Source organism: Wolbachia endosymbiont strain TRS of Brugia malayi, from assembly GCF_000008385.1.
Taxonomy (GTDB): Bacteria; Pseudomonadota; Alphaproteobacteria; order Rickettsiales; family Anaplasmataceae; genus Wolbachia.
Map to the genome: position 1 here is coordinate 586,905 of NC_006833.1, position 22,732 is coordinate 609,636.

A 22,732-nucleotide genomic window follows, 5' to 3' on the forward strand; every position below is an offset into this window, starting at 1 on the left:
TGCTTTTTTTGTATCCTAGCTTACAGCTTATTGTTTTGTATACCCTATTCATCTCTTTGGAACTAGCTATTGCGACACATAATCCTGTTACTACAGCAAAGGCTAATGTAGTAAATACTAAATTTTGTAAAAAATTCCTTCCACCAATTCTTTTTTCTTGCATACTAGCAGTGTGTATGCTTGTCAGGTTCTTGTCAATATTCATGCCATGCGTGATTGTAGTTTATACATTTTACTTTCCTCCCAGGTTTAACTACTTATCCGGGAAGTACTAAGTAGGTTTTAGTGCAATTATTATTACATTGTATTTTCACAGCCCTTACACGTGAAGCAGTAACAAGCTCAAGTTATACAAAATTATAAACTTATTGTTAATAAGTAATAAATGGAAGACTTGCAACTAGAAAAAATACAGAGTGACGTAGAAGATATTTGGAAAAATAGAAGCAAACTTAGCAATCGTAGCGTGAAAAGAGCAGCAAGAGTAATAATTAAAAAGGTAATTAAGCTCTTAGATAGTGGCAAAATTAGAGTAGCAGAAAGGCTATCAGATGGGAAGTGGATAGTACATACATGGATAAAGCAGGCAATATCGTTATATTTTCTTACTGAAGAGAGCAAAATGATAGATCATACCGGTTGGTGGTTTGATAAAGTCAATAATAAGTTTGACGGATGGAATGAAGAAGAATTTCACCAGTCAAAAATTAGAGCAGTTCCCGGATGCTTTGTTCGCCAATCTGCTTACGTAGGCACAAACGTTGTTCTTATGCCAAGTTTTATTAACGTTGGTGCATATATTAGTTCTGGTACAATGATAGACACCTGGTCAACAATTGGTAGCTGCGCACAAATAGGAAAAAATTGCCATGTTTCCGGAGGAGTAGGAATCGGTGGAGTTTTAGAACCTATTCAGGCCTCTCCAGTTATTATAGAGGATAATTGCTTCATTGGCGCACGCAGCGAAGTAGCTGAAGGCGTTATAATAAGAGAAGGATCTGTTTTAGGCATGGGAGTTTTCATCGGAGCGTCAACAAAGATCATTGATAGAGAAACCAATAAGGTGTTTTACGGCGAAGTGCCACCTTATTCTGTGGTGGTACCAGGATCTACTTTATCTGCAAATAACATTTCAATCTATTGTGCAATTATAGTAAAAAAAGTGGATGAAAAGACAAGACAGAAGACTTCTATAAATGAAATATTGAGAGATTAAGGCTATCTCATTTCTTATTGTCACTTTTTTCTATCATTATTATTAACTACAGTAATGGCATAAGCGCATAACTCTGAAAAGGGAATTCCATTTTCTTGAGATAGCTTATATAACTTCTGCAGGCTTTCTTTGACTTTATTAGGGATATTCCCTCCACGTTCTTTTACAAGCCATAGATCTTGATGATGTATTGGATGAGTATCACTTTTTGGATCCCCTATGTATATTGCAAAAGGTGAGCTTTGTCCTTTGAAATCACACTGCACAGTAAATTTTTTTATAGAATCAGCCATCTAAAGACCTCTGCCTTTCTTTTTGATCGATTTTACAGAAGGTAGAGAAGACAGTTTCTTTATAAAGTCTTGTCTGTGAAGGATACTTTCTTTGCCTTCTAAAGCTCGGCAAACATCAGCTTTGCTCAATTGTGACTCTTTTGCTAGCTTCATTCCATGCTTTGCCATAATATTAGCGTGCGCTAGCACTTTTTTTACCAACTCTAGATCATTATTTAGCATTTGAACTAGCGCTTGAAATACTTCTGCTAAAGTTAGCCCGTCAGAACTTATAACCTTGTTTTCTACAAAATTGACAGCTTCTTCAAGCTTATGTTCAATACTATCATCTTGAAACATAAGGGTAACGTTTTGTTCATCCATAACTGAAGCACTATTATTCATAAGCTTTTAAGTCTATACTATATATATAAATACTCCACTATTTTATATTATGGCACACTATAATTAAACATTTATTAATAATATGCTCACTTATATATACGAATTAATTGATAAAAGCCAAGGATCAATATCCATCAGTGATTTCATGAATGCTGCTCTATACCATAAAGAATATGGCTATTACATGAATAAATTACCGCTTGGCAATGGTGGCGATTTTATCACAGCACCTGAAATTAGTCAATTGTTTGGTGAAATAATTGCAGTTTGGGTAATGCACACATGGAAAAAATTGGGAAAGCCATCAAAATTTTCTCTAGTCGAACTTGGGCCAGGTAGAGGAACACTCATTCATGATATAATAAGAGTCACTAAAAAGTACGGTAGCTTTTTTAGTTCAATGGCCATTCACCTGGTTGAGATAAGTCCTACTTTGCAAAAAATACAAAAAGAAAAGTTAAAGGGTTTAGAAATCAGTTGGCACGAAAATATCGATAGTTTACCAGAACAACCAACCATTTTTCTAGCAAATGAATTCTTCGATGCTCTTCCAATAGACCAGTTTGTATATCGTAATGGGAAGTGGCACGAAAATAGGGTGACAAAGCAGAATGATGGGGCATCATCCCAGTGCCCCTTTCTTGTCACCCCATTGCTTAATACTAGAATCCAGAAAAAAGATCCAAGTAAACTGGCGTTGAAATCCAGAAAAAAGAATGTTGTCACCTCACTGTCCCTTTCTTGTCATCCTAGTGCTCCTTCCTTTTTATCCCATTGCTTGACACTTGGATCCAGAAAAATTGATCGTAAACAAGCACACTATTCAACATTTTCGATGAAATTACAAAAAAACTGGATTCCAGTGTCAAGCAATGGGATGACAGAGGGTTTTGATGGTGCAGTAGTGGAAGTATGTTCAGCTGGGATCGAAGTATTAAAAAAGCTTGAGGATAAGATAATGAATAACGGAGGAGCCGCTTTGATTATAGATTACGGCTATGTATATCCTTCTCACAAGAGCACTTTGCAATCGGTAAGACAACATAAGTATGCTAATTTTCTTGAAAATGTCGGTAATAGTGATATTACCGCGCTTGTAAATTTTCAAGCGTTAAGAGACTCACTAAGATACGTAGACTGTGAGATTTCAACTCAAAGAGAATTTTTATATCTTTTTGGTATAAAAGAAAGAACCCAGGCTTTAATGGAAAATGCAAGTGATGAACAAAAGAATAGGATCTTTAGCGAATTTCTAAGGTTGACTGAAAACATGGGTACTCTTTTTAAAGCAATACTGATTCATCATTCATAGTATTGTGTTGCCTTTACACTAAACTGCTTTAGCTACAAATATTTAAGAAATTTACTAGACAGAAAAAAAGGTAAAAGAAACCCCATGATAGAGTTTACTCTCTAATCCTGCAAATCGGCGGTTTATATTGTCTTAAACGCTTTGTAATCACGTCTCAGCTTATATAGGTAAAAACTTTTAAAGACATACAATGCACATAGTGCAAAAAAATTAAACATAAGACACTAACTATGTGACACTCCATCATTTAATCTGCACAGACTGAAGATAACTTAATACCATCAGTGCTATGGTGGGTTGGCAAGGTTTGTTAAGTAATTTCTTTTATTTCATTTAAACTGCCTGTAACCTCCTTATACATTCATCTTTACCAAGAATTATCATAATATCAATGATTCCTGGTGCATCCATCACCCCAGTTATAGGGGCTCGTAATGAATGGTAAATATCGCTTATTTTAGCACTGTGCAACTTTGAAAACTCCTTGACCTGAGAAGACAAAAAGCCCTTATTCCAGTTTTTATCCCCGATATTCGAGAGAAATGACGCAAGCAACTTGATTATATCAAGGTTAGATTTGACAACTTGCTCAGCTTCTTCGCTCAAATCAAAAGGTGGGTCTTTTATATAAAACTGCGCTAAATCCAGCAACTCGGTCAGGTAATTTGCTCTTTTTTTTAGTTCCGTTAACCCCTGTAATAAATAGTTCTTTTTCTTGTTAGTTAGAGTGCTTTCTCCAAGCATCAGGGTCAGAATATCTTCATTGCTCATATTATTAATATAATGGTTATTCAAATGTTCCAATTTTTTAAAATTAAGCCGTGCGGGCGAACGACCAATGCTTTCTAAATTAAACCACTTTACTGCTTGCTCATTGCTAATAATCTCGTCATTGCCGTGACTCCACCCAAGCCTCAGCAAGTAATTACGCATCGCTTTTGGCAATATCCCCATTTTTTCGTAGTCGCAAACACTTGTTGCACCGTGCCTTTTGGACAGCTTATTCCCATCTCTCCCGTGAATCAGCGGTACATGCGCAAAACGTGGAATATCAAAATCAAGAGCCTGGTATATCAGCACTTGCTTGAAGGTATTAGTGAGGTGGTCAGAACCACGTATTATATCAGTTATTCCTGCATCGTGATCGTCAACTACCACCGCAAAAATATATGTTGGAGTATTGTCAGAGCGTAAGATCACCATATCATCAAGTTGGTCACTATTCACTTTAATGTGACCGTATATTTTATCATCGACAATGATCTCCTGTGAATCTGGTACGTTAAAACGGACAACTGGCTTTGCGTCTGGTATTACACTAGTACATTTGTGCTTATATATTTTCCTTTCCTCTCTCGCTTTTGCCTTCTTTTCTGCAACTTTATCTTCAGGGCAACAACAGCAATATGCCTTACCTTTCTCAACAAGAAGATTTGCAACTTCGATATGCCGTTCTATTCTTTTCGATTGATATACTATTTCTCCATCATAGCTCACACCAAGCCATTTTAGTCCATTTATTATCGCATCAATTGCTTCCTGTGTTGAACGTTTTCTGTCAGTGTCCTCAATCCTGAGCAAAAATCTGCCACCATGGTGCTTTGCATAGAGCCAATTAAATAAGGCAGTACGAGCCCCACCAATGTGCAAAAACCCTGTTGGTGATGGAGCAAATCTGGTAACTATGTTTGGCATATTTGTTTATTATAGCAATGGTAAACGGATGATAGCTAAAATCCATGTCTATAACAATTTAGAATTACTATAAATTATTTATCCTGAAAGATTAATTTGCATTTATTTTTACAAATTGTGGTGTATAGTTCAATATCGGTTAAATATAGCCAGGTATGTTATGGGTGAACTTGAATATATAAAAGGTCTGCTTTCAACCAATACATGTGCACTTGACTGGTGTTATGCAGGTCCGTCCGATAAAGCAAAATTAATAGCGAATGGAGACAATCTCTTGCATTTAGCTGCAAGGACAAGAAATGTTGAAGTTTTTTTATCTATTTTCAAGAAAAGTATTAAAAGTGATGTCCGTTTATTAGGGTACAGCGAAGGCAACATAAATCCATTTCATATAGCAGCAAGAATGCAGATACTACTGAAAGTAATAGAAGGAATATTTGAGCACTTGAATTCAGAAAAAGCTAAATTGCAGTATGATCCAGAAAAGCTAGAAAAGTTCAAAAATTACGTCAGAAATGCGTTAAGTAGCAAATGTGCGTTAACTGACTCCACAAAAAGGACTCCCCTTGATATGGTTAGTAAGGAAGATAAAGACGACATAAGAAAAATTGCAGGCATAAAAGAGAGCTTCTTATGTAATAAGAAATTTCACCTGTGCCTATATATAGTAGGAACTATAGCGTGTATTGCTACCTTATGTTCATCTTTATATTTTCTGTGTCTGTGCTCTCAAGAGCTTGCACTAGCTTCAGTAGCAACAATAGCTTCTGGTGGAGTTGCATGTCTGTCTTTTAAAGCATTTAGCGAGATATACAACTCGAATGACATAAGCACTCTAATGGAGGATATTAGTGCTAAGTGTGCTGCAAAAATAGTAGCACCTGGTACTTATATATGAAGAAAGAAAATTACTTGTAGGCAATGACATAGAAATTATACTTATACGATGACAGAAAAGAAGTACAATAAGATTTTAATAGCAAACAGAGGGGAAATCGCCTGCAGGATTATCAAAACTGCTCGTAGAATGGGTATATCTTGTGTATGCGTGTACTCAGATGCAGATATAAATTCTGTGCATGTAAGGCAAGCAGATGAGTCAAAGTATATCGGTCCTTCGCCTTCTTGCCTTAGTTACTTAAATATTGAAAAAATATGTGAAGTAGCAGTTGAAACAGGTGTACAAGCTGTACACCCAGGTTACGGTTTTTTAGCAGAAAATCCAGATTTTCCATATGCTCTACAAAAATACAATATAGATTTCATTGGGCCAAGTGCAGAAACAATAGAAGTTACAGCTAACAAAATAACAGCAAAAAAAGCCGCAAGAAAGGCTGGGGTCAATATAGTACCAGGATATATGGGCAAGATTAACGATGCTGCCCATGCAGCTCAAGTTGCGGAAGAGATTGGGTTTCCCGTTATGTTAAAGGCAGCTTCGGGTGGTGGTGGCAAAGGTATGCGAATTGTAAATTCCAAAAAGGAAATTGAACTAGCATTTACATCAGCAAAAAATGAAGCGGAGAAGAGTTTTAAGGATGGTAGTATCTTTATAGAGAAATATATAGAGTTACCAAGGCACATCGAAATACAAATCATAGCAGATAAATATGGCAATGTAGTGTGTCTTGGAGAGAGGGAGTGCTCAGTACAAAGGAATAATCAGAAAATAATAGAAGAAACGCCAAGTCCATTCATCAGCGAGAAAGTAAGACAAGAGATGTATGCACAATGTGTTTCCCTGGCAAAGCAAGCTGGCTATTTTTCAGCAGGTACTATTGAGTTTGTTGCGGATAAAGACCAAAACTTCTATTTTCTTGAGGTAAACACGAGATTGCAAGTTGAGCATCCAGTAACAGAATTTGTAACTGGAATAGATATAGTAGAAGAAATGATACGAACTTCCTGCGGAGAAAAATTAAGGTTCGGTCAAGATGATATTAGACTCACCGGTTCCGCAATAGAAAGTAGAACTTGTGCTGAAGACCCATCGAAAAGGTTTTTCCCTTCTAGCGGAAGAATAAAATACTACGATAAACCAAATGAAAATGATCATGTGAGAGTAGATGACGGAGTTGCTGCAGGTTCAGAAATTAGCATGTTTTATGACTCGATGATTGCAAAAGTAATAACATATGGAAAAGATAGAATAGAAGCAATCAGCAGAATGCAAAAAGCATTGTCTGAATGCTATATAGGAGGGGTAACAAATAATATAGAATTTCTAGAATCCATTTTCCACCATCCAAATTTTGTTGCAGCAAAGCTCCATACAAGATTCACTCTAGACCACTACCCCAGTGGGTTTCATGGTGATTTTGTTACAGAAGAATATATTAAAATATTTATTTTCGCTGGGTTATATGTTCATTTAGAAAATAAAGAAAAATATTACGATAAGCCGATCGATGAAGTGTTCGTAGCTAGAATAAATGACAACGAACATCTTGTAAATGCAAAGTACCAAGATAATATTTTAACGACAATATACAATCATAACACGTATTCTGTAAGTGGTAAGTGGAAATCAAGTTATAGGTTGCTATGTATTACAATTAATGATGATACTAATATGACATTTAAAGTAGAAAAACAAGGCAGCAAATACTTCATAAGGCATGCCGGAATGCAAGCTGAGTGCTATATATTTAAACCTCATGTAGCTGAATTAAGTAAGTTAATGTTAAATAACGAAACAGAAAAAGCCTCAGTAGATGCTGTAAAATCTCCAATATCCGGTTTATTAGTTAAATTACACGTAAACGTAGGAGATCAGGTAGAAACAGGACAACCTTTATTTGTTGTGGAAGCAATGAAAATGGAAAATATCATATGTGCTGAAGCAGAAATGGTAATAAAAAACGTTCTCGTTCAAGAAGGAAAAAATGTACAGATTGGTGATGTAGTGTTAGTTCTGCTTTCTTAAATAACATAGGAAACATAAACCTGATCCAAATAAGATAAACGAGAACATTTGGTGAGATATAGCAATAGTTATTGGTATATGCAACAACAAAGTGACCACTCCTAAAATTATCTGGATGATGACGGAGAGTAGCATAACATACACAGATTTTACACTGGCATTTTTTATTGTGAGTACTGTTGTCAGGACCAAGATTAGCAATGCTAGTGTTCGGTGTATAAATTGTACTGTTGCTCTGTTTTCAAAGATATTTAGCCATGTAGGCTGTAAGAAAAATAAATCTTTCGGGATAATGTGTCCACCCATTAGTGGAAAGGTATTGTAAATTAAACCAGCATTTAATCCTGCAACAAAAGCCCCAAAAATTATCTGTACTACAATCAGGATCAGAATTATTCCTACGTAGTGTACAGTGCTACCACTAATCTTAAGTTTAGTTTGCTTTTGCCTAACTTGATAATTAAAAAATTGATATGATAATAATGCAAAAATAACCAATGCTAATAGCAAATGAAGTGTGAGCATATAGTGGCTCACATGTGGCTTAGCTACCAAACCGCTTTTAACCATATACCAACCAGTAAAAGCTTGCAAGACTCCAAATGATAGTGCTATAGATAACCTTATTACTACCTTTTTAGATATTCTTTTTTTTAGTGTAAAATATATAAATGGCAGAATGAAAATCAATCCCGTTAGCCTTGCAAACAATCTATGTACATACTCTATCAAGTATAGAGTACGAAACTCCTCCATGCTCATACCATAGTTAAATGTTTTATATTCAGGTGTAGTCTCATATTTTGATTTTTCTTGTAGCCAGTCTCGTTCGTTAAGTGGTGGAAACGCTCCAGTAATTGGGTTCCACTCTGTAATAGATAGCCCTGCTTTTGAGAGTCTGGTAAATCCACCAATCCCCACCATGAGGACTATCATGATAGAGCAGAGAAATAGCCAAATAGCTACGGATTTTGATTGTTTTTGTTCCATAAACCATGCTGAATTTTGTTCCATTGCTGAGGGCAAGTAATAAATTCCCACAGGGCAAGAAAAGATGCAACACTATGCAGCAGGTTATAGACAGGAGAAAATACCAATGCTACATAAAAGTGAAAAGGCATCTTTTGCTGCTTGATCGCTATTGTCGAAAGAATCAGATTAGTAATGTATACCACTGCAAAGTAGTACAAAAATAATTTATTTAAAATTTGAGTTAATATCAATAAAAGCAATAAAAAAGGAGTAGTGAAAAACATAAAAGCTGTAGAGCCAACAAAAAGATTCAATAGTAAAATTCCTTTGAGTCCAGTATGTTTATAAAGTGACTTCATATTTTTTTAATGAATAATATAAGTTTGCATGTAGCATTTGATCCAACGTGCTCATTTTTTTCTTAATCCAAGAAAACATAGTAGTTGGTAATTCTTCTAATGTTTTCAAATCAATAATTTTAGTTTTATATCCCATTTGTGCAAGTCTCAAAACTATTCAGCATCTTCAGTAATGTTATAAGCATCCCAAAAAAGTACTTTCCATAAAATCTCTACTGAAAAATGGGTACTGCTACCACCCAAAGGTATCTGTATGTTCATTTTTTGGAATCCAGGCAATAAGTACGGAAACAACTCATATATTTCAAAGAAAAGGATTTTGTCAGAAAATTGTGATTGTGATTATAGTAATTTAGTCTTGCCTGCACACAAGATAACTCATCGTTATCCCGGTCAAATTCAATCAGTGTTTTTTTTAACTGTAATGGGTCTAACTTGTCATCTACATCATACATTACTACATACTTTCCCCTTACAAGGCTCATAGCATAATTGTATAACCTGGCCTTTATTTTAGGTAAAAAAAGAGGTACCTTCATTACTTCAAAATATTGTGGTAAAGTATGTTTTTCTATAGCTGTAAGCATTTCCTGATTATTACTTTCTATAAGAAACTCTACTTCTAATTCCGATCTTGGGTAATCCAAACTTTCGATACTTTCAATCAATTGTTCTATTATTGCACTTTTTTCAAAAGTAGGCAATAAAATAGTATGTATAGGAAAATCTTCTCCGTTCATCTTATCATAACTCATTTTTCGGTTGGAGGTTTCATATAAGCTAAAAACCTTAGTTATAAATTTGAACAAATAATTAGAACATCCAACTATAAATATCAACGTCAAAGCAAAATATGTATATTTCTCTGCTAGCATTAAAATTGAAGTTGCAACAAGGAAAGAAGCAAAAAATACTGAGCCTAGTTTAATGTTCTTGACTAAAAAGTCATGGTTTTTATATTACAAATAATTGCTCGCAAATTCTGAAATACCAAAGTGCGAGTTAAAAAAATTTAAAACTTGTTCGCCACTTGCTTTTATTAATACATAGCCATCACCGTAGCTAGTCTTGATCCAATGGCTGATATCTCGACTTGCGTATTCAACCATAAAAAAAGTAGTGTTGCTTAATTTTTGCCAGGGTGCTATATTAAACTCATAGTAAAAGAGTTCTCCTTGCTCCCTACACAAATTGACACCGAACTTATTTTTTCTATGTTACTAGCTTGAAGTATAGGTAATTCCTGCATTAAACCTAATGCAGTTTCTTATTTAGGTTGCGCGAGAACGAAGATATAACCTCACTACTGCGCTTATCATCCTTATGTTCTTGCATTATTTTCTTTACAGCATCAGCAGCTATATTTGCTGTGTTAGCTTGCAAATCTCCAATGGCTTTTTCAACTTGATCAGTAACTTTCTCCAAGTAAGAACGGGCATTGTCATCTAATGTCCGATCTAGCTGCTTTCTATTATGCTTAATGATACTATCAGCCTTATCAAATGCTTCATTCATCATTTTATTAACTTCCTCATCTAATTTTTTGTATTTTTCAGAAGATTTTTTGTAATACTCCAACATATCTCTTCTGAATTTTTCAATCTCTTCATTCGTAAGCTTGCTCTTGTTGCGCTTGTCGTTAAGAGCGTTTTTTATCACTTTCTTTAATAACTTATATGAAAAGATAAAGCCTACAAAAAAAGCAAGACCAACAATTAGTGACGTAGACATAAAAACTCCTAAAATTCTTTAGACACCAAATTAGCAACAAATTCCTTTTTAATTTCAGAATTAGTCAACTTATTGTAATAAATCAAGGCAATATTAGTAGTCATTTGCTTTAACTCATCAGTGTACTCAGACTTAAACTTTGCAACTCCTTCTTCAATGAACTTACTTATTTTTTTGTCTTCCTCTTCTAATATATTCTTCACGTTAGCCTTCATCTTTTCTACCTGGATTAATGCATCATCTATAACTCTTTTTACCTGTATCTCAGCTTGATTCAAAGCTGTATTATATTTAACAGTCTGATTTTCTATGAGCCTTAGAAGACAAATAGAACTATTAAAAGAATCCAATGCCCTTTTACTTCTAGTATTTATTATTCCATCTAACTTTGGCAGAAATAAATAACGTACTACAAAAAACAGTAAAGAAAAAAAAATTAAAAACCAAAAAACTTGAGAAAAGAAAGTTGAAACATCAAGCTGTGGCATGTGTTAAGCAACGAACATCAATAACATTGCAAGAACAAACGCGAGCAACCCCGTAAATTCAACCATACCAGCACCAACATAAACGTAAATTTTCATTTTACCTTCCGATTCAGGGTTTCTTGCAAGCCCACTTAGCATAGTAGAAAATATATTTGCTACACCAAGACCTGCCCCAAGTATGCCAAGTACGCTTAAACCAATCGCTATAAACTTTAAAGCTACTAAATCCATATATCACCTTTAACTATTTCTTTAATGTATTAATTATAAAATATTCTAGAGAAAAGTCAATTACTTTACTGCATCCGATAAATATATACACGTTAATATAGTAAATATATAAGCTTGTAGAATTGCAACAAACACTTCAAATCCTATTAGTGCAATTATAAACAAAAACGGTATAGGGGTTAGAATCAAATGCATATTCATAATAAACCCTGCTACTACTTTGATAATTGTATGACCCGCAATCATGTTTGCAGCAAGCCTTATTGATAAGCTTATAGGCCTTGCCAGGTAAGCAAATAGCTTAATAAAAACCATCATGGGTGCAAGCCATGATGGGATACCTTCCGGTAACAGTATGCGTAAAAAATTTATTCCCTTTTCTTTGAATCCAACAATTGTTGTATAAGTAAAAACTATCATTGATAGGGCAAAAGTAACTATCACATGACTTGTAACTGTAAAACTATAAGGAAGCATACCAACCAAATTACACGACAAAGTAAAAGTAAATACTGTGAATACCAACGGAATGTGCTTTAGGCCTTTGCTTCCAGTATTACTTTCTATTATGGAAGTAATAAAATCATATACGTACTCAACCGCAGCTTGCAAATAGCCTGGTATTACTGCCCCTTTTCTTACCCCCAAGAGCAAGAAAAGTATAACCGATACTACTGAAATCATCATAAAAAGGGATGAGTTGGTAAAATTTATGTCATGCCCAAATAATTTAGGTAACTCTACTATTGTATGTATTTTAAACTGTTCTAGCGGATTTAACGCCATTTTTTGATCCTATAGACTTAGATTATAATAGTAAATAAAGTACTAATTTTATAGGATGAAGTCAAGAGTTAAGATAGTACAGGGCCATATAATACTAAACTTCTTGCAAACCATATAGTTTTTGCCTGGCCATCATTTAGGTAGCTCGAAAAACTACTTGACAAACCTCGCAGCCCCATAGCATTGAAGGTATTTAGTTACCTTCAATCTGTGCAGATTAAATGACAAAGTATTACGTAGTTGGCGTCTTATATTTAATTTTTTACACCATATGTACCTCATGTCTTCACAACTTTTCTAAAGTTTTTACCTATATAAGCTGAAATGCGCTTATAAAGCATTTAAGACAGTATAAAATGCCAATTTGCAGGATTAGAGAGTAAACACTATCTACCACTGGATATCTTTTGCCTTTTTTCCCACTTAGTAAACTCCTTAAATATCTATAGCTAAAGCAATTTAAGAGTAGCAGCGCTATAAAAAACGCCAATATTTAAAATAATAACTATTTGTCTCTTTTTCTAGGTTATGTAAGAAGCCTGTTAGTGATTAGTAAAATGTATACTAGAGTGCTGATTGCAGTTGTGCTGTATTTTAAAATTTAATAACTTTACTAAATTATTAAATAACTTTACTTTACACGTTATCTTATTTATAATTTAATTTTTTAGTAAGATATATCATGAATAAAATAAATTTTATTAATATTAATCAATCTTTAAATTTAGAACAGGAATTTGACAATGGACACATCAAGCTAACGGATAGTTCCTCTAACGAATATATTGGCTATTCCAAAGTGGAAAGTAAAATACTAGTGAAAGCCATGACATAATAGAAAACTTAACTATTGATGGTTACATCTACAATTTCCATGAAGACAATCATAATATAAATCTTGAGTACTATATGGGTATAGATTTAAAAAGTGATATAAACAAAATTCCTTCTCTTTGAAAAGATACATAATCACATATGTAAACTTCTCTATTGTTTCTTGCAATAGAGAAGTCATTTACTACAACAAACTTTAAAAGCATTATATTTTATATTACAATAACTTTTTTGTCTCTTTAAAGATTCATGAGATTTACATTATCTTGGTTACTAGAGCACTTAGAAACGAATGCTAGTTTAGAAGAAATCACTGATAAGTTAACTCATATAGGGTTAGAAGTAAAAGATGTGGTTGACAATACCAAATTAGCTGGATTCATTGTTGCAAAAGTGTTGGAAGTCACACCTCATCCAAATGTTGATAAGTTAAAGCTGTGTAAAGTAGATAATGGAAGTAAAATCTTACAAATAGTCTGTGGGGCAAATAACGTTAGAGAAGGCTTGAAGACTGTACTTGCATCTCTTGGCAGCACATTGCCAGAAAGTAATTTCACAATTAAGCCCACAAAAATACGAGGGGTGCTAAGTGAAGGAATACTCTGTTCCGCTTCTGAGCTTATGCTGGCTCAAGAGAAAAGTAAAGGAATAATTGAACTCTCTGATGATTATAAAGTGGGGAATAAATTTTTCAATTGTGATCCTGTAATCGATATAAATGTCACCACAAATCGTGGAGATTGCCTGAGTGTACATGGAATAGCTCGAGACTTGGCAGCAACTGGAATTGGAACATTAAATTCCTTAATTTATTCTAGCGCCATTCCAGCTCATGATACTGGAATCCAAGATAGATCCAAGTCTGGAATGACAAGGAGCTCTTCTATAAATGTTAAGGTCATCGATGGTGAGAGCTTTATTAGTGGAGTATACATTTCCAATGTGAGAAATAAGGAGAGCCCAAGATGGTTAAAAGATAGGCTGGAATCAGTAGGAATGCGTTCCATTTCTGCAATAGTTGATATTACTAACTATATTATGATGTCCTTTGGTCGCCCGATGCATGCGTATGATGCGAAAAAAATAGAAGGGAAACTCATAGTACGCAAAGCAAACAATGGAGAAAAATTTACTGGTTTAAATGGTAAAGAGTACTTATTAAATAATGATATAAGCGTTATTTCTGATAATAATAATATTCACGCAATTGCTGGAATTATAGGCGGTAAGTGCAGTAAATGTACACTTGAAACTACTGATGTCTTTTTAGAATCTGCTTGGTTTAATCCTATCTCTGTTACTAAATCTTCAAGGCAACTCAATATTTCCACAGACTCAAGTTACAGATTTGCACGTTCAGTTGATCCTGGATTTATTCTTGATGGGCTCCATTTTGCAGCTCAGATGATTGTTGATTTGTGTGGTGGAAAAGCCTCAAACGTAGTGTTTGCTGGCAGTTTGGATGAGGCTGATACCAAGGTGAGTTTTGATTATCAAGATGTAAACAAGTTTGGAAGTGTGTCTGTATTGCCTGACGAGATGTTTGATATCTTAACAAAATTAGGATTTAGCACTGATAAAAAAACTGAGAATAATTGGAATGTAAAAGTACCAAGCTGGAGATCGGATGTTACCATACCTGCTGACCTAGTTGAAGAGGTAGTAAGAATATATGGATATGATAAAATAAAAGAGGAACCACTAATAGACAACGTTGAGGTAGAAATTAATACACACGATAACTTGCGTGTTTTGATGATAAGCAGAGGATTTCATGAAGTGTTCACTTGGTCATTTATGAGTGAATCGATAGCTGAAAAATTTGGCTACTCAAATAAGTTATTTATCATCGACAATCCATTTAATAATAACTTCAATATAATGAGGCCAAGTATCGTTCCAAATTTGTTGCAAGTTACTGCTGACAATATCGTCCATGGAATGTCTGATCTTGCAATTTTTGAGATCGGACCAGTTTACGATAGTCTCGACCAACCTAAGTATTCTTTAAGTGGAATAAGAACAGGCAATAATTTGCCGCGAAACCATTATAATACTGATAGGAAAATAGATGTTTTTGATGCAAAGGCTGATTTAATAGCAGCTTTGGAGCTTTTTAATGTTAGTTATGGAAATTTAACAATAGAAAGAGCAGAAAAAGAATATTACCACCCAGGAAAGTCAGGCACTCTCTCTTTCAAGAATAAAGCAACAGGTTATTTTGGGGAGTTGCATCCTAATATATTAGACCTTTTTGACATCAAACAAAAAGTTGTAGGCTTTGAGATGATATTAGAAAATATGGGAAACCTACCTGTAAGCAGAGAAAAATTTATCGATTATAAGCATCAAAGCGTAAAGCGCGATTTTGCATTTATTGTGAATAGGGATGTAGAAGTTGGTAAAATAATTAACATGGTAAAAAAAAGCTCAGAGCTCATTACGGAAGTTTTCGTATTTGACGTATACCATGGAAATAACATGGAACCGAATAAAATGTCTATAGCATTGTCAGTTACTTTCTGTTCTCCAACTCACACCTTGATTGAAGAGGAAATTCAAAAAGAATCGAGTGCTATAGTCAACTTAGTGCATAAAAATACCGGAGGAATCTTGAGGTATACCTAATTCATACTTGACTAAAGAAGCTAACTATATTTTCTTTCACTTCCATACTATCTGTCATGTTATTTACTCTCACACGAAATTCAGATGAGTTCTTAAACCCGCTACTGTACCAACCTATGTGTTTGCGGGCGATCTTTATTCCTGCATCATTTCCGTAGTACTCAAGAATATTGTCATAATGCTCAAGTATGATGCTCAGTTTCTCTGAAGCTGTTGGCTCAGAAACTTCACTTCCACTTAAAAAGTTTATTGCTTGGTTAATCAGCCAAGGTCTACCATAAGCACCACGACCTATCATAACCCCATCTGCTCTGGATTCTTTAAGTGCATTTTGAATATCATTCAAACTTTTAATATCGCCGTTTACTATTACCGGGATCTTTACTTGCTCTTTAACATTTCTAATAAATTTCCAATCTGCTTGACCATTATAAAGCTGTGCTCTTGTTCTTCCGTGCACAGTTATCATCTTTGCTCCAAGATCCTCTGCAATTTTTGCTAAACGTGGAGCATTACGGTTTTCATTGTTCCATCCGGTACGAATTTTCACCGTAACTGGCACGTTCACTGCCTTGACTACAGCTTCAATTATCTCAGCAGCCTTTTTTTCATTACGCATTAGCGCTGATCCTGCATAACCATTCACAACTTTTTTAACTGGGCAACCAAAATTTATATCTATGATTTTAGCTCCCATATCTTCATTTAATTTTGCAGCTTCCGCCATTATATCTGGTTCGCACCCAGCAAGCTGCACAGCAGTTAATTCATCAACTTTTGCTTTTTGCATACTTTGGCGAGTTTGCATGATCATAGCTCTGCTTGCAATCATCTCTGAAACTAACAAACTTGCACCAAGTTTCTTCACAATGCTTCTGAATGGATAATCAGTAACTCCAGACATTGGAGCTAAGATTACCGGAGAACCAATCATCAAAATTCCTATTTGCAGGGACATGGAGTTAACGGTAATTCCTCATTGTAAACCCATGGTGTACAAGCTTGAACATTTTGCTCTTTTAAAGTAATAGATGTTTGTGTACTTGGCGGAAGATCACATAACAATCCGTATTTTAAATGTTCCTTCCATTCTGTATCATTCATAAGTGCTTCTGCAAATTCTTTTCTTTTCTCTTTCAATTGCTTTGAATCAGGTTTGTATTTCGATAGCTCTGCATCAATTTCATCAAATGACTTATTCTCCTTAAACATTTGTGTAATCTTATGAGCATTTTCTAATGCAAATATTCCGCAGTTATAGCCATCATTTTGCTGCTTAATCGAGGAGCTTCTTATATCATCATTTCCAATTTCTAAGGCTGCTTCCAGTGCACTTACTATACTATCGGTGTTTATTGGAATGTTAATTAGTTCATCTTTCCTTTTCTTACACGTTTGTGCTGTTTTTTGCACATCTTTGCTCATTTCTTTTCTTCCTTGCGTATTTAACGCACAAGCTTGCTTGTTAAGAGGAAGCATTAAATCGTTTTTAATTTCATTTGCATTTTCTATATTACTACGCTGACTACCAGAACGTGGTAGTTTAGCACTAAAAGAATCACAGTAATAGGCTCTAAATTGTCCATTGCCTGGATCATATGCAATAACTAATGTGGTCCAATGACGATTTCCTAAGTTCACCACTGAAGCGAACGTTACTTTTTGATCTTCCTGTTCCACCTTACTTTTGTATTCTATCAGCCTTTCATTCAAAGCTTCAAGATTGCCAGGAATACAGAAAAATACATCATCCGAAGAGCTTTCTGAATATCCATATTTAATCCTTGCAATGTGAGCAATATCATGCTGCTGTAGCCAGTAAGCATACTTACCTCCGTTTGTCTGATGTACAAGGGTTTGTAAATCTTCACTGAATTCTTTACTACCCAAACCACTATCTTTTGAAGCGATGGAAATAGAACTTCTACGACTATCGTCCCTTGAACCATGTTCACTATTAATACCACTATCCTCACTTAGAGTCTTTTGATCTTCTTGATTTGCTCCTCTTCCACTAATATAATCTCTCACTAAGTGGTATAAAGTTCCAATAATTTTATATGCTACTGCAAGAGCTATCCCGATCACAATCCAAACTATAGGACGAGAGTTTAGCATAGCAAGCAGTAAAATTAAGAGGGGAGATCCTATTGCCAATCCTAAACAGCTAATGGTAAACATAACTGCCAGATGTATACCAAAAGCGTAAATAGCAAATTTTCCACCGGCCTTGAGCTTAATAAGATAAGTGCTCTCTTCTATAGAGCCTGACATATTTATTCCGTAAATGCAAGTTAACCAAATTTTAACAAATTCTGAGGGTAAAGTCAACCATGATGATCTTAGCATTCATTCATGTTATGTGTAAAAATATTGAGTATTAAAAGCTTTTAAAGTACAGTAACAATATCAGTAGTAGCGCAATGTATGCATGATATAGAATATATACGCCAAAATTCTGAAGAATTCGAAAAAGCAATGGAAAGTAGGGGAATGAAAGAGTTTTCTGCAGAAGAGATACTAAAAGTTGATCACAAGAAAAGGTTGTTGACCACTAAATTGCAAGATTTAAATAGGCAACGCAACGAAATCACAAAAAAAATAAAAGAGCTTAAAATGAGCAAGAGCCCTTGTGAGAAGCAAATAAAGTCATCAAAAAATATCACAAATGAGATAGAAGCAATCAGCTTAAAAGAGCAAATGGAAAAGGATAAATTAGTTAATATCTTATCTAATTTACCGAATATCCCTGTGCAGGGTGTACCAATAGGTGCAGGCGAGAACTCTAATTTAGAGGTGAGAAGATATCGAGAAAAGAGGCAATTTGATTTCGTGCCAAAGTCTCATTATGAACTCGGAGAAAGGTTAGGTTTAATGGATTTCGAGCAAGCAGCAAAAATTTCTGGGTCAAGATTTGCGATATTAAAAGGGCAGCTAGCTAAGCTTGGACGAGCACTAATAAATTTTATGCTTGAAATGCATGTTAATGAATTTGGCTATACTGAGGTATATCACCCAGTCTTGGTAAAAAATGAGGCTATGTATAATGTTGGTCAGCTACCGAAATTTTCTGATGATTCATATCTAACTACCGACGAATTAAGATTAATCCCCACAGGTGAGGTGGTTTTAACAAATTCGGTTGCTGATAAAATAGTAGAAGAAAAGAAACTGCCTATTCGTTTTACTGCATATTCAGAATGTTTTCGTAAAGAGGCTGGTAGTGCAGGACAAAGCACGAGAGGCATGATAAGGCAACACCAATTTGGTAAAGTAGAGTTGGTAAGTATCACAACTGAAGATCAATCAAATGATGAACTTGAGCGTATGACAGGTGTTGCTGAAGAGATATTAAAAAGATTAGAACTGCCATATAGAGTAATACTATTATGCAGCGGCGATATGGGCTTTGCTGCACAAAAGACCTATGATATAGAGGTGTGGTTACCTGAGCAAAATAGGTATAGAGAAATATCGAGCTGTTCAAATTGTGGTAATTTTCAGGCAAGGAGGATGAACGCTAAATACTCTTTAGAAGCTAATAAAAAGGTAAAAAAATATGTTCACACTTTAAATGGCTCGGCTTTAGCTATAGGAAGAACGATTATTGCCGTAATGGAAAATTATCAAAATCCTGACGGGTCGATTACAATACCAAATGTGTTGCAAAAATACATCAGTAATGGTACTGTTATAAGCAAATAATAGTTTTGAAGTACAAAAGCGAGGAAATGGGGAGATGAAGGTTCTGGTTATAGGTTCTGGTGGACGTGAGCATGCTTTGCTTTGGACTTTAAAGAAGTCTCCTATCTTAACCGAGTTATATATCACTCCTGGCCGCCCAGCTATGGGAAATCTCGGAGTTCTTGTGAATATAAATATTCAAAATTCAATCGATATGACACGATTTTGTAAGAGAGAAAATATAGAATTAGTTATTATTGGTCCAGAACAACCAATAATTGATGGGCTTGCTGACAACTTAGTTGCAGAGGGAATAAATGTTTTTGCTCCAAGTCAAGCAGCTGCAAAACTCGAAGCATCAAAATCCTTTACCAAGGGAATATGTAAGCAATACGGCATACCAACTGCCAAGTACGAGTGTTTTGTTGACGAGAGATTAGCTAAAAGTTTTGTACGTAGTAATAAAATAAAATTTCCACTTGTAGTGAAAGCGAATGGAATTGCAGCAGGGAAAGGTGTAATAGTATGCAATACGGAAAATGAGGCTTTTTCAGCAATAGACTCAATGTTGGTGGAGAAAAAATTTGGTGAATCAGGTGAAGAAATAATCATAGAAGAATTTTTAGTTGGAGAGGAAGTAAGCTTCTTTGCTCTTGTTGATGGGTTAAAAGTAGTAACCCTTGGATGTGCGAAAGATTATAAGAGAGTTGATGAGAATAATGACAGTCGAAATACTGGAGGTATGGGGTCATACTCGTCACCTTCAATTATAAGTAAGGATATGGAACAAAAAATTATCCAAAGAATAATATATCCTACAATTCAAGCATTGGCTAACATGGGAACCCCTTATCGAGGAGTGCTTTTTGCTGGTTTAATAACTTGCAAAGATAGTCCAAAACTTCTTGAGTACAATGTTAGATTTGGTGATCCTGAAGCACAATCCATGTTACCTAGGTTTGATGCAAGTTGTGACTTATTGGAATTAATGTTGTCAGTTGCAAAAGGGAAGTTAAGTGCTAAAACGGTGGAGCTTAATAGCAAAGCTACAGTTTGTGTAGTTGTTGCAAGCAAAGGCTACCCAGGTGATTATCAAAAGGGAGAAATAATTAAAGGACTAGCTAAAATTGAAAGTATTCCTGGTGTACTGGTATTTCATGCTGGTACTAAGTTGGATGAAAGTGGCAATTGGGTTTCCGATGGCGGAAGAGTATTGAATATAGTAGGAGAAGGAAACACTTTAGAAGAAGCTAAAAGTAAAGTGTACTCTGCATTAAATTTTTTAGAATGGCCAGGAGGTTTCTTCAGGTACGACATTGGAAGTTAATATTAGCTGTGCTTAAGGATGTTATCCAAGTGACTCATATAGAAATGCAAAAAACTACTTGATAAACTTTGCCAGCTCTTTATTATGGCATTGGAGCTAATTATTTATCTTTGTAATCTGTGTAGATTAATGGCAAAAAGTTTAGGGTATTTGGTATCTTATGTTTAATTTTTCGCATTACACGTACCGTATGCCTTTATAAGACTTTTATGGTCTTACTTATATAAGCTGAAGTGTGCTTAAAAAGCGTTAAGACAGCAAAAAATGTCAAATTAACAGAAAGAATTTAATATTAGTTACCCTGGGTTTTTCTTACCTTTTTTCCTGCTTAGTAAATTTCTTAATATTAGATTGGTTGCAAAAAACAGCCGAACTGCAGCGTTTAGAATAAAAAACACCTATATTTGAGTACATATAACTAACCACCCACAAGGGTTCTTTTGCTTTTTTTAGGTTGATTGAAATTCTAATCTACTTTCGTTATGAAACTTTTTTGTTTAAGCAAGAGGTCTGGGTCTTTTTTTTTCTAGTGTAAGCTATTTAGATGATACCACAGAGGATTATAAAATGAGATACAAGTTGGTGAAGCAAGAAATCTGTCTTTAAACTCTCATCTTTTACTTTGGTTTCTTGGGTGAATTTTCTAAAAATAGCATATTACATTAAATTAATTTGAACAAGGGAGAGTTATGGCTCCAAAAACATGCGAAGAGGCATTTAAAGTACTAGGATTATTAGAGAGTGCAAGTATAGAAGAGACTAAAAGGCATATCACAAACTTGCATTGGAATGGTACTATAATAAACAGCGGAAAAGACTAAGGAAATAACAATAGCATACGGAATATTAACAAGTCAAGTTGAACAAGAATTCATCAGTAAAAAGTCTAATGATGATTTGGTTAACAGTTTAGCTAAATATTTTAAAAATTAGATAAAAGAATTTCGTAAAGAACGCTATGGTTCACATTCAAGTGAAGAAGAAGTTGATTTATTTGAGGCTCTTGACAATAGAGATCTAGCTAAAACAAAAACTCTGTTAGAAAAAGTTCAAGATACCAACGCACAAACTAAAATTTGTGATATATTTACTGGCAATTCAATATTACACTATATTGTAGAAAACTCTTGTAATAATCCTGAATCGGTTTGGATAGAACTTCTTGAAAAACTTCTATCCAAGTACAGCGCTAATAATTCAATACCAGTTTATAATAGTAGTGTTGATCCATGTCCAAAACTTAACATTAACCCTTAGAGGGATTATTGTGGTACCCTTTACTGCTGCGTGTGCACCAGGTAACCTTGATGTTGTAAATTTGTTTTTTAAGTACGAAGCAGACCATAATATATGTGGTATTTGGGCTTCACCACTTTAATTATACTTTAAAGAAAAATAAAAATGATGTTGCTAAGGCACTATTTGAATACGGTGCTAAAATTGATGTAGACTATGTAGAAGAAAGGTTAATTATCAGCGGTACTACAGAATATAGTCAGAGTACGGTGGAAATACTCTTACCGTATGCATCTATATAGACAAAAAACAGGATGTTACAATCAATTGCCTACAGCTATCATGAGAAAACTGATCACGATATTGAAAAAGCAAAATTACTATTGAAGGGAAGTGCTAACCCTAAATTTTTCGGTGAAATAGAAAAAGGAGAATTAAATACTAGTACATCATATTTGGCCTAGTCAAAAGGAAAAAGTAAGCTTGTGAAACTATTTAATGAACACAAAGAAAATGTAATTAACAACAATTCACATCCAGTAAAAAATAAGGTATTTAGCCACCTATAACAGATCATAACTCTCCATAAAAACGATCTTCAGAAAGAAGATAGATAATTATAGCTCTAGC

General features: G+C 34.6%; 22 protein-coding genes. 10 read left to right on the plus strand and 12 right to left on the minus strand.

The features are described from left to right. Nucleotides 1-385 precede the first annotated feature (385 nt). The gene (gene dapD, locus WBM_RS02675; RefSeq protein ID WP_011256647.1) at nt 386-1,216 is read left to right on the plus strand and encodes a 2,3,4,5-tetrahydropyridine-2,6-dicarboxylate N-succinyltransferase; all 831 of its coding nucleotides are present in this window, start codon (nt 386-388) and stop codon (nt 1,214-1,216) included. Nucleotides 1,217-1,236: 20 nt separating this feature from the next. Here dapD and WBM_RS02680 read toward each other — a convergent pair whose 3' ends face one another. Next, on the minus strand, nt 1,237-1,509 hold the full coding sequence (locus WBM_RS02680) for a DUF2610 domain-containing protein (RefSeq protein WP_011256648.1): 273 nt from the start codon (nt 1,507-1,509) through the stop codon (nt 1,237-1,239). Further along, nucleotides 1,510-1,893 carry a hypothetical protein gene (locus WBM_RS02685; RefSeq protein WP_011256649.1) on the minus strand — a complete coding sequence of 128 codons (384 nt, stop codon included), beginning with the start codon at nt 1,891-1,893 and terminating at the stop codon, nt 1,510-1,512. A gap of 82 nt (nt 1,894-1,975) precedes the next feature. On the opposite strand from WBM_RS02685, the gene WBM_RS02690 reads away from it, so the two are divergent. Then, nucleotides 1,976-3,205, plus strand: a complete 1,230-nt coding sequence (locus tag WBM_RS02690; RefSeq protein WP_041571463.1) for a class I SAM-dependent methyltransferase — start codon at nt 1,976-1,978, stop codon at nt 3,203-3,205. Between the two features lie 333 nt (nt 3,206-3,538). Here the strand turns inward: WBM_RS02690 and gltX are convergent, their stop codons facing one another. Continuing rightward, nucleotides 3,539-4,900 carry a glutamate--tRNA ligase gene (gene gltX / locus WBM_RS02695; RefSeq protein ID WP_011256651.1) on the minus strand — a complete coding sequence of 454 codons (1,362 nt, stop codon included), beginning with the start codon at nt 4,898-4,900 and terminating at the stop codon, nt 3,539-3,541. Nucleotides 4,901-5,060: 160 nt separating this feature from the next. On the opposite strand from gltX, the gene WBM_RS02700 reads away from it, so the two are divergent. After that, nucleotides 5,061-5,798 carry a hypothetical protein gene (locus tag WBM_RS02700; RefSeq protein ID WP_011256652.1) on the plus strand — a complete coding sequence of 246 codons (738 nt, stop codon included), beginning with the start codon at nt 5,061-5,063 and terminating at the stop codon, nt 5,796-5,798. 48 nt (nt 5,799-5,846) lie between these two features. Next, nucleotides 5,847-7,826, plus strand: coding sequence for a biotin carboxylase N-terminal domain-containing protein (locus WBM_RS02705; protein WP_011256653.1), 1,980 nt, complete (start codon nt 5,847-5,849; stop codon nt 7,824-7,826). Here WBM_RS02705 and WBM_RS02710 read toward each other — a convergent pair. The 7 genes from WBM_RS02710 to WBM_RS02735 all read right to left on the minus strand — a co-directional run bounded on the left by WBM_RS02710 (nt 7,809) and on the right by WBM_RS02735 (nt 12,393). Beyond that, nucleotides 7,809-8,840, minus strand: a complete 1,032-nt coding sequence (locus tag WBM_RS02710) for a COX15/CtaA family protein (RefSeq protein WP_050707669.1) — start codon at nt 8,838-8,840, stop codon at nt 7,809-7,811. The genes WBM_RS02705 and WBM_RS02710 overlap by 18 nt on opposite strands. Then, nucleotides 8,789-9,157: a hypothetical protein gene (locus WBM_RS06365; protein ID WP_225416090.1), complete on the minus strand. Its 369-nt coding sequence runs from the start codon at nt 9,155-9,157 to the stop codon at nt 8,789-8,791. Before WBM_RS06365 ends, WBM_RS02710 begins: the two co-directional genes overlap by 52 nt. 257 nt (nt 9,158-9,414) lie before the next feature. Continuing rightward, nucleotides 9,415-9,912 carry a glycosyltransferase gene (locus tag WBM_RS06370; RefSeq protein WP_233417503.1) on the minus strand — a complete coding sequence of 166 codons (498 nt, stop codon included), beginning with the start codon at nt 9,910-9,912 and terminating at the stop codon, nt 9,415-9,417. Nucleotides 9,913-10,411: 499 nt separating this feature from the next. Further along, nucleotides 10,412-10,888 (minus strand): ATP synthase F0F1 subunit B, encoded by a 477-nt coding sequence (locus WBM_RS02720; RefSeq protein WP_011256655.1) that lies wholly within the window; start codon nt 10,886-10,888, stop codon nt 10,412-10,414. A gap of 8 nt (nt 10,889-10,896) precedes the next feature. After that, nucleotides 10,897-11,376, minus strand: coding sequence for an ATP synthase F0 subunit B (locus WBM_RS02725; protein ID WP_011256656.1), 480 nt, complete (start codon nt 11,374-11,376; stop codon nt 10,897-10,899). A 3-nt stretch (nt 11,377-11,379) separates the two neighbouring features. Beyond that, a complete protein-coding gene (locus WBM_RS02730) occupies nt 11,380-11,607 on the minus strand; it encodes a F0F1 ATP synthase subunit C (protein ID WP_011256657.1) in 228 nt (75 codons plus the stop codon). Between the two features lie 60 nt (nt 11,608-11,667). Further along, on the minus strand, nt 11,668-12,393 hold the full coding sequence (locus WBM_RS02735) for a F0F1 ATP synthase subunit A (RefSeq protein WP_011256658.1): 726 nt from the start codon (nt 12,391-12,393) through the stop codon (nt 11,668-11,670). Nucleotides 12,394-13,476: 1,083 nt separating this feature from the next. On the opposite strand from WBM_RS02735, the gene pheT reads away from it, so the two are divergent. Next, nucleotides 13,477-15,855 carry a phenylalanine--tRNA ligase subunit beta gene (gene pheT / locus WBM_RS02740; RefSeq protein WP_011256659.1) on the plus strand — a complete coding sequence of 793 codons (2,379 nt, stop codon included), beginning with the start codon at nt 13,477-13,479 and terminating at the stop codon, nt 15,853-15,855. A gap of 1 nt (nt 15,856) precedes the next feature. Here pheT and dusB read toward each other — a convergent pair whose 3' ends face one another. Together dusB and WBM_RS02750 are read right to left on the minus strand one after the other, a co-directional pair. After that, entirely contained in the window at nt 15,857-16,813 is a 957-nt protein-coding gene (dusB, locus tag WBM_RS02745) for a tRNA dihydrouridine synthase DusB (RefSeq protein WP_041571464.1), read from the minus strand. Next, nucleotides 16,798-18,129: a hypothetical protein gene (locus tag WBM_RS02750; protein ID WP_011256661.1), complete on the minus strand. Its 1,332-nt coding sequence runs from the start codon at nt 18,127-18,129 to the stop codon at nt 16,798-16,800. The genes dusB and WBM_RS02750 overlap by 16 nt, the downstream gene beginning before the upstream one ends. A 153-nt stretch (nt 18,130-18,282) precedes the next feature. Between WBM_RS02750 and serS the strand changes: the two genes are divergently transcribed. The 5 genes from serS (at nt 18,283) to WBM_RS05770 (ending at nt 22,566) form a co-directional block, all read left to right on the plus strand. Next, nucleotides 18,283-19,560 (plus strand): serine--tRNA ligase, encoded by a 1,278-nt coding sequence (serS, locus tag WBM_RS02755; protein ID WP_011256662.1) that lies wholly within the window; start codon nt 18,283-18,285, stop codon nt 19,558-19,560. A gap of 34 nt (nt 19,561-19,594) precedes the next feature. Continuing rightward, entirely contained in the window at nt 19,595-20,866 is a 1,272-nt protein-coding gene (gene purD, locus WBM_RS02760; protein ID WP_011256663.1) for a phosphoribosylamine--glycine ligase, read from the plus strand. A gap of 689 nt (nt 20,867-21,555) precedes the next feature. Further along, nucleotides 21,556-21,687, plus strand: coding sequence for a hypothetical protein (locus tag WBM_RS06735; protein WP_255324079.1), 132 nt, complete (start codon nt 21,556-21,558; stop codon nt 21,685-21,687). Nucleotides 21,688-22,218: 531 nt separating this feature from the next. Beyond that, on the plus strand, nt 22,219-22,404 hold the full coding sequence (locus WBM_RS02765) for a hypothetical protein (protein ID WP_011256664.1): 186 nt from the start codon (nt 22,219-22,221) through the stop codon (nt 22,402-22,404). Nucleotides 22,405-22,416: 12 nt separating this feature from the next. After that, complete coding sequence (locus WBM_RS05770; protein ID WP_158676333.1) at nt 22,417-22,566, plus strand: hypothetical protein; 150 nt, start codon at nt 22,417-22,419, stop codon at nt 22,564-22,566. The last annotated feature ends 166 nt before the right edge of the window (nt 22,567-22,732 follow it).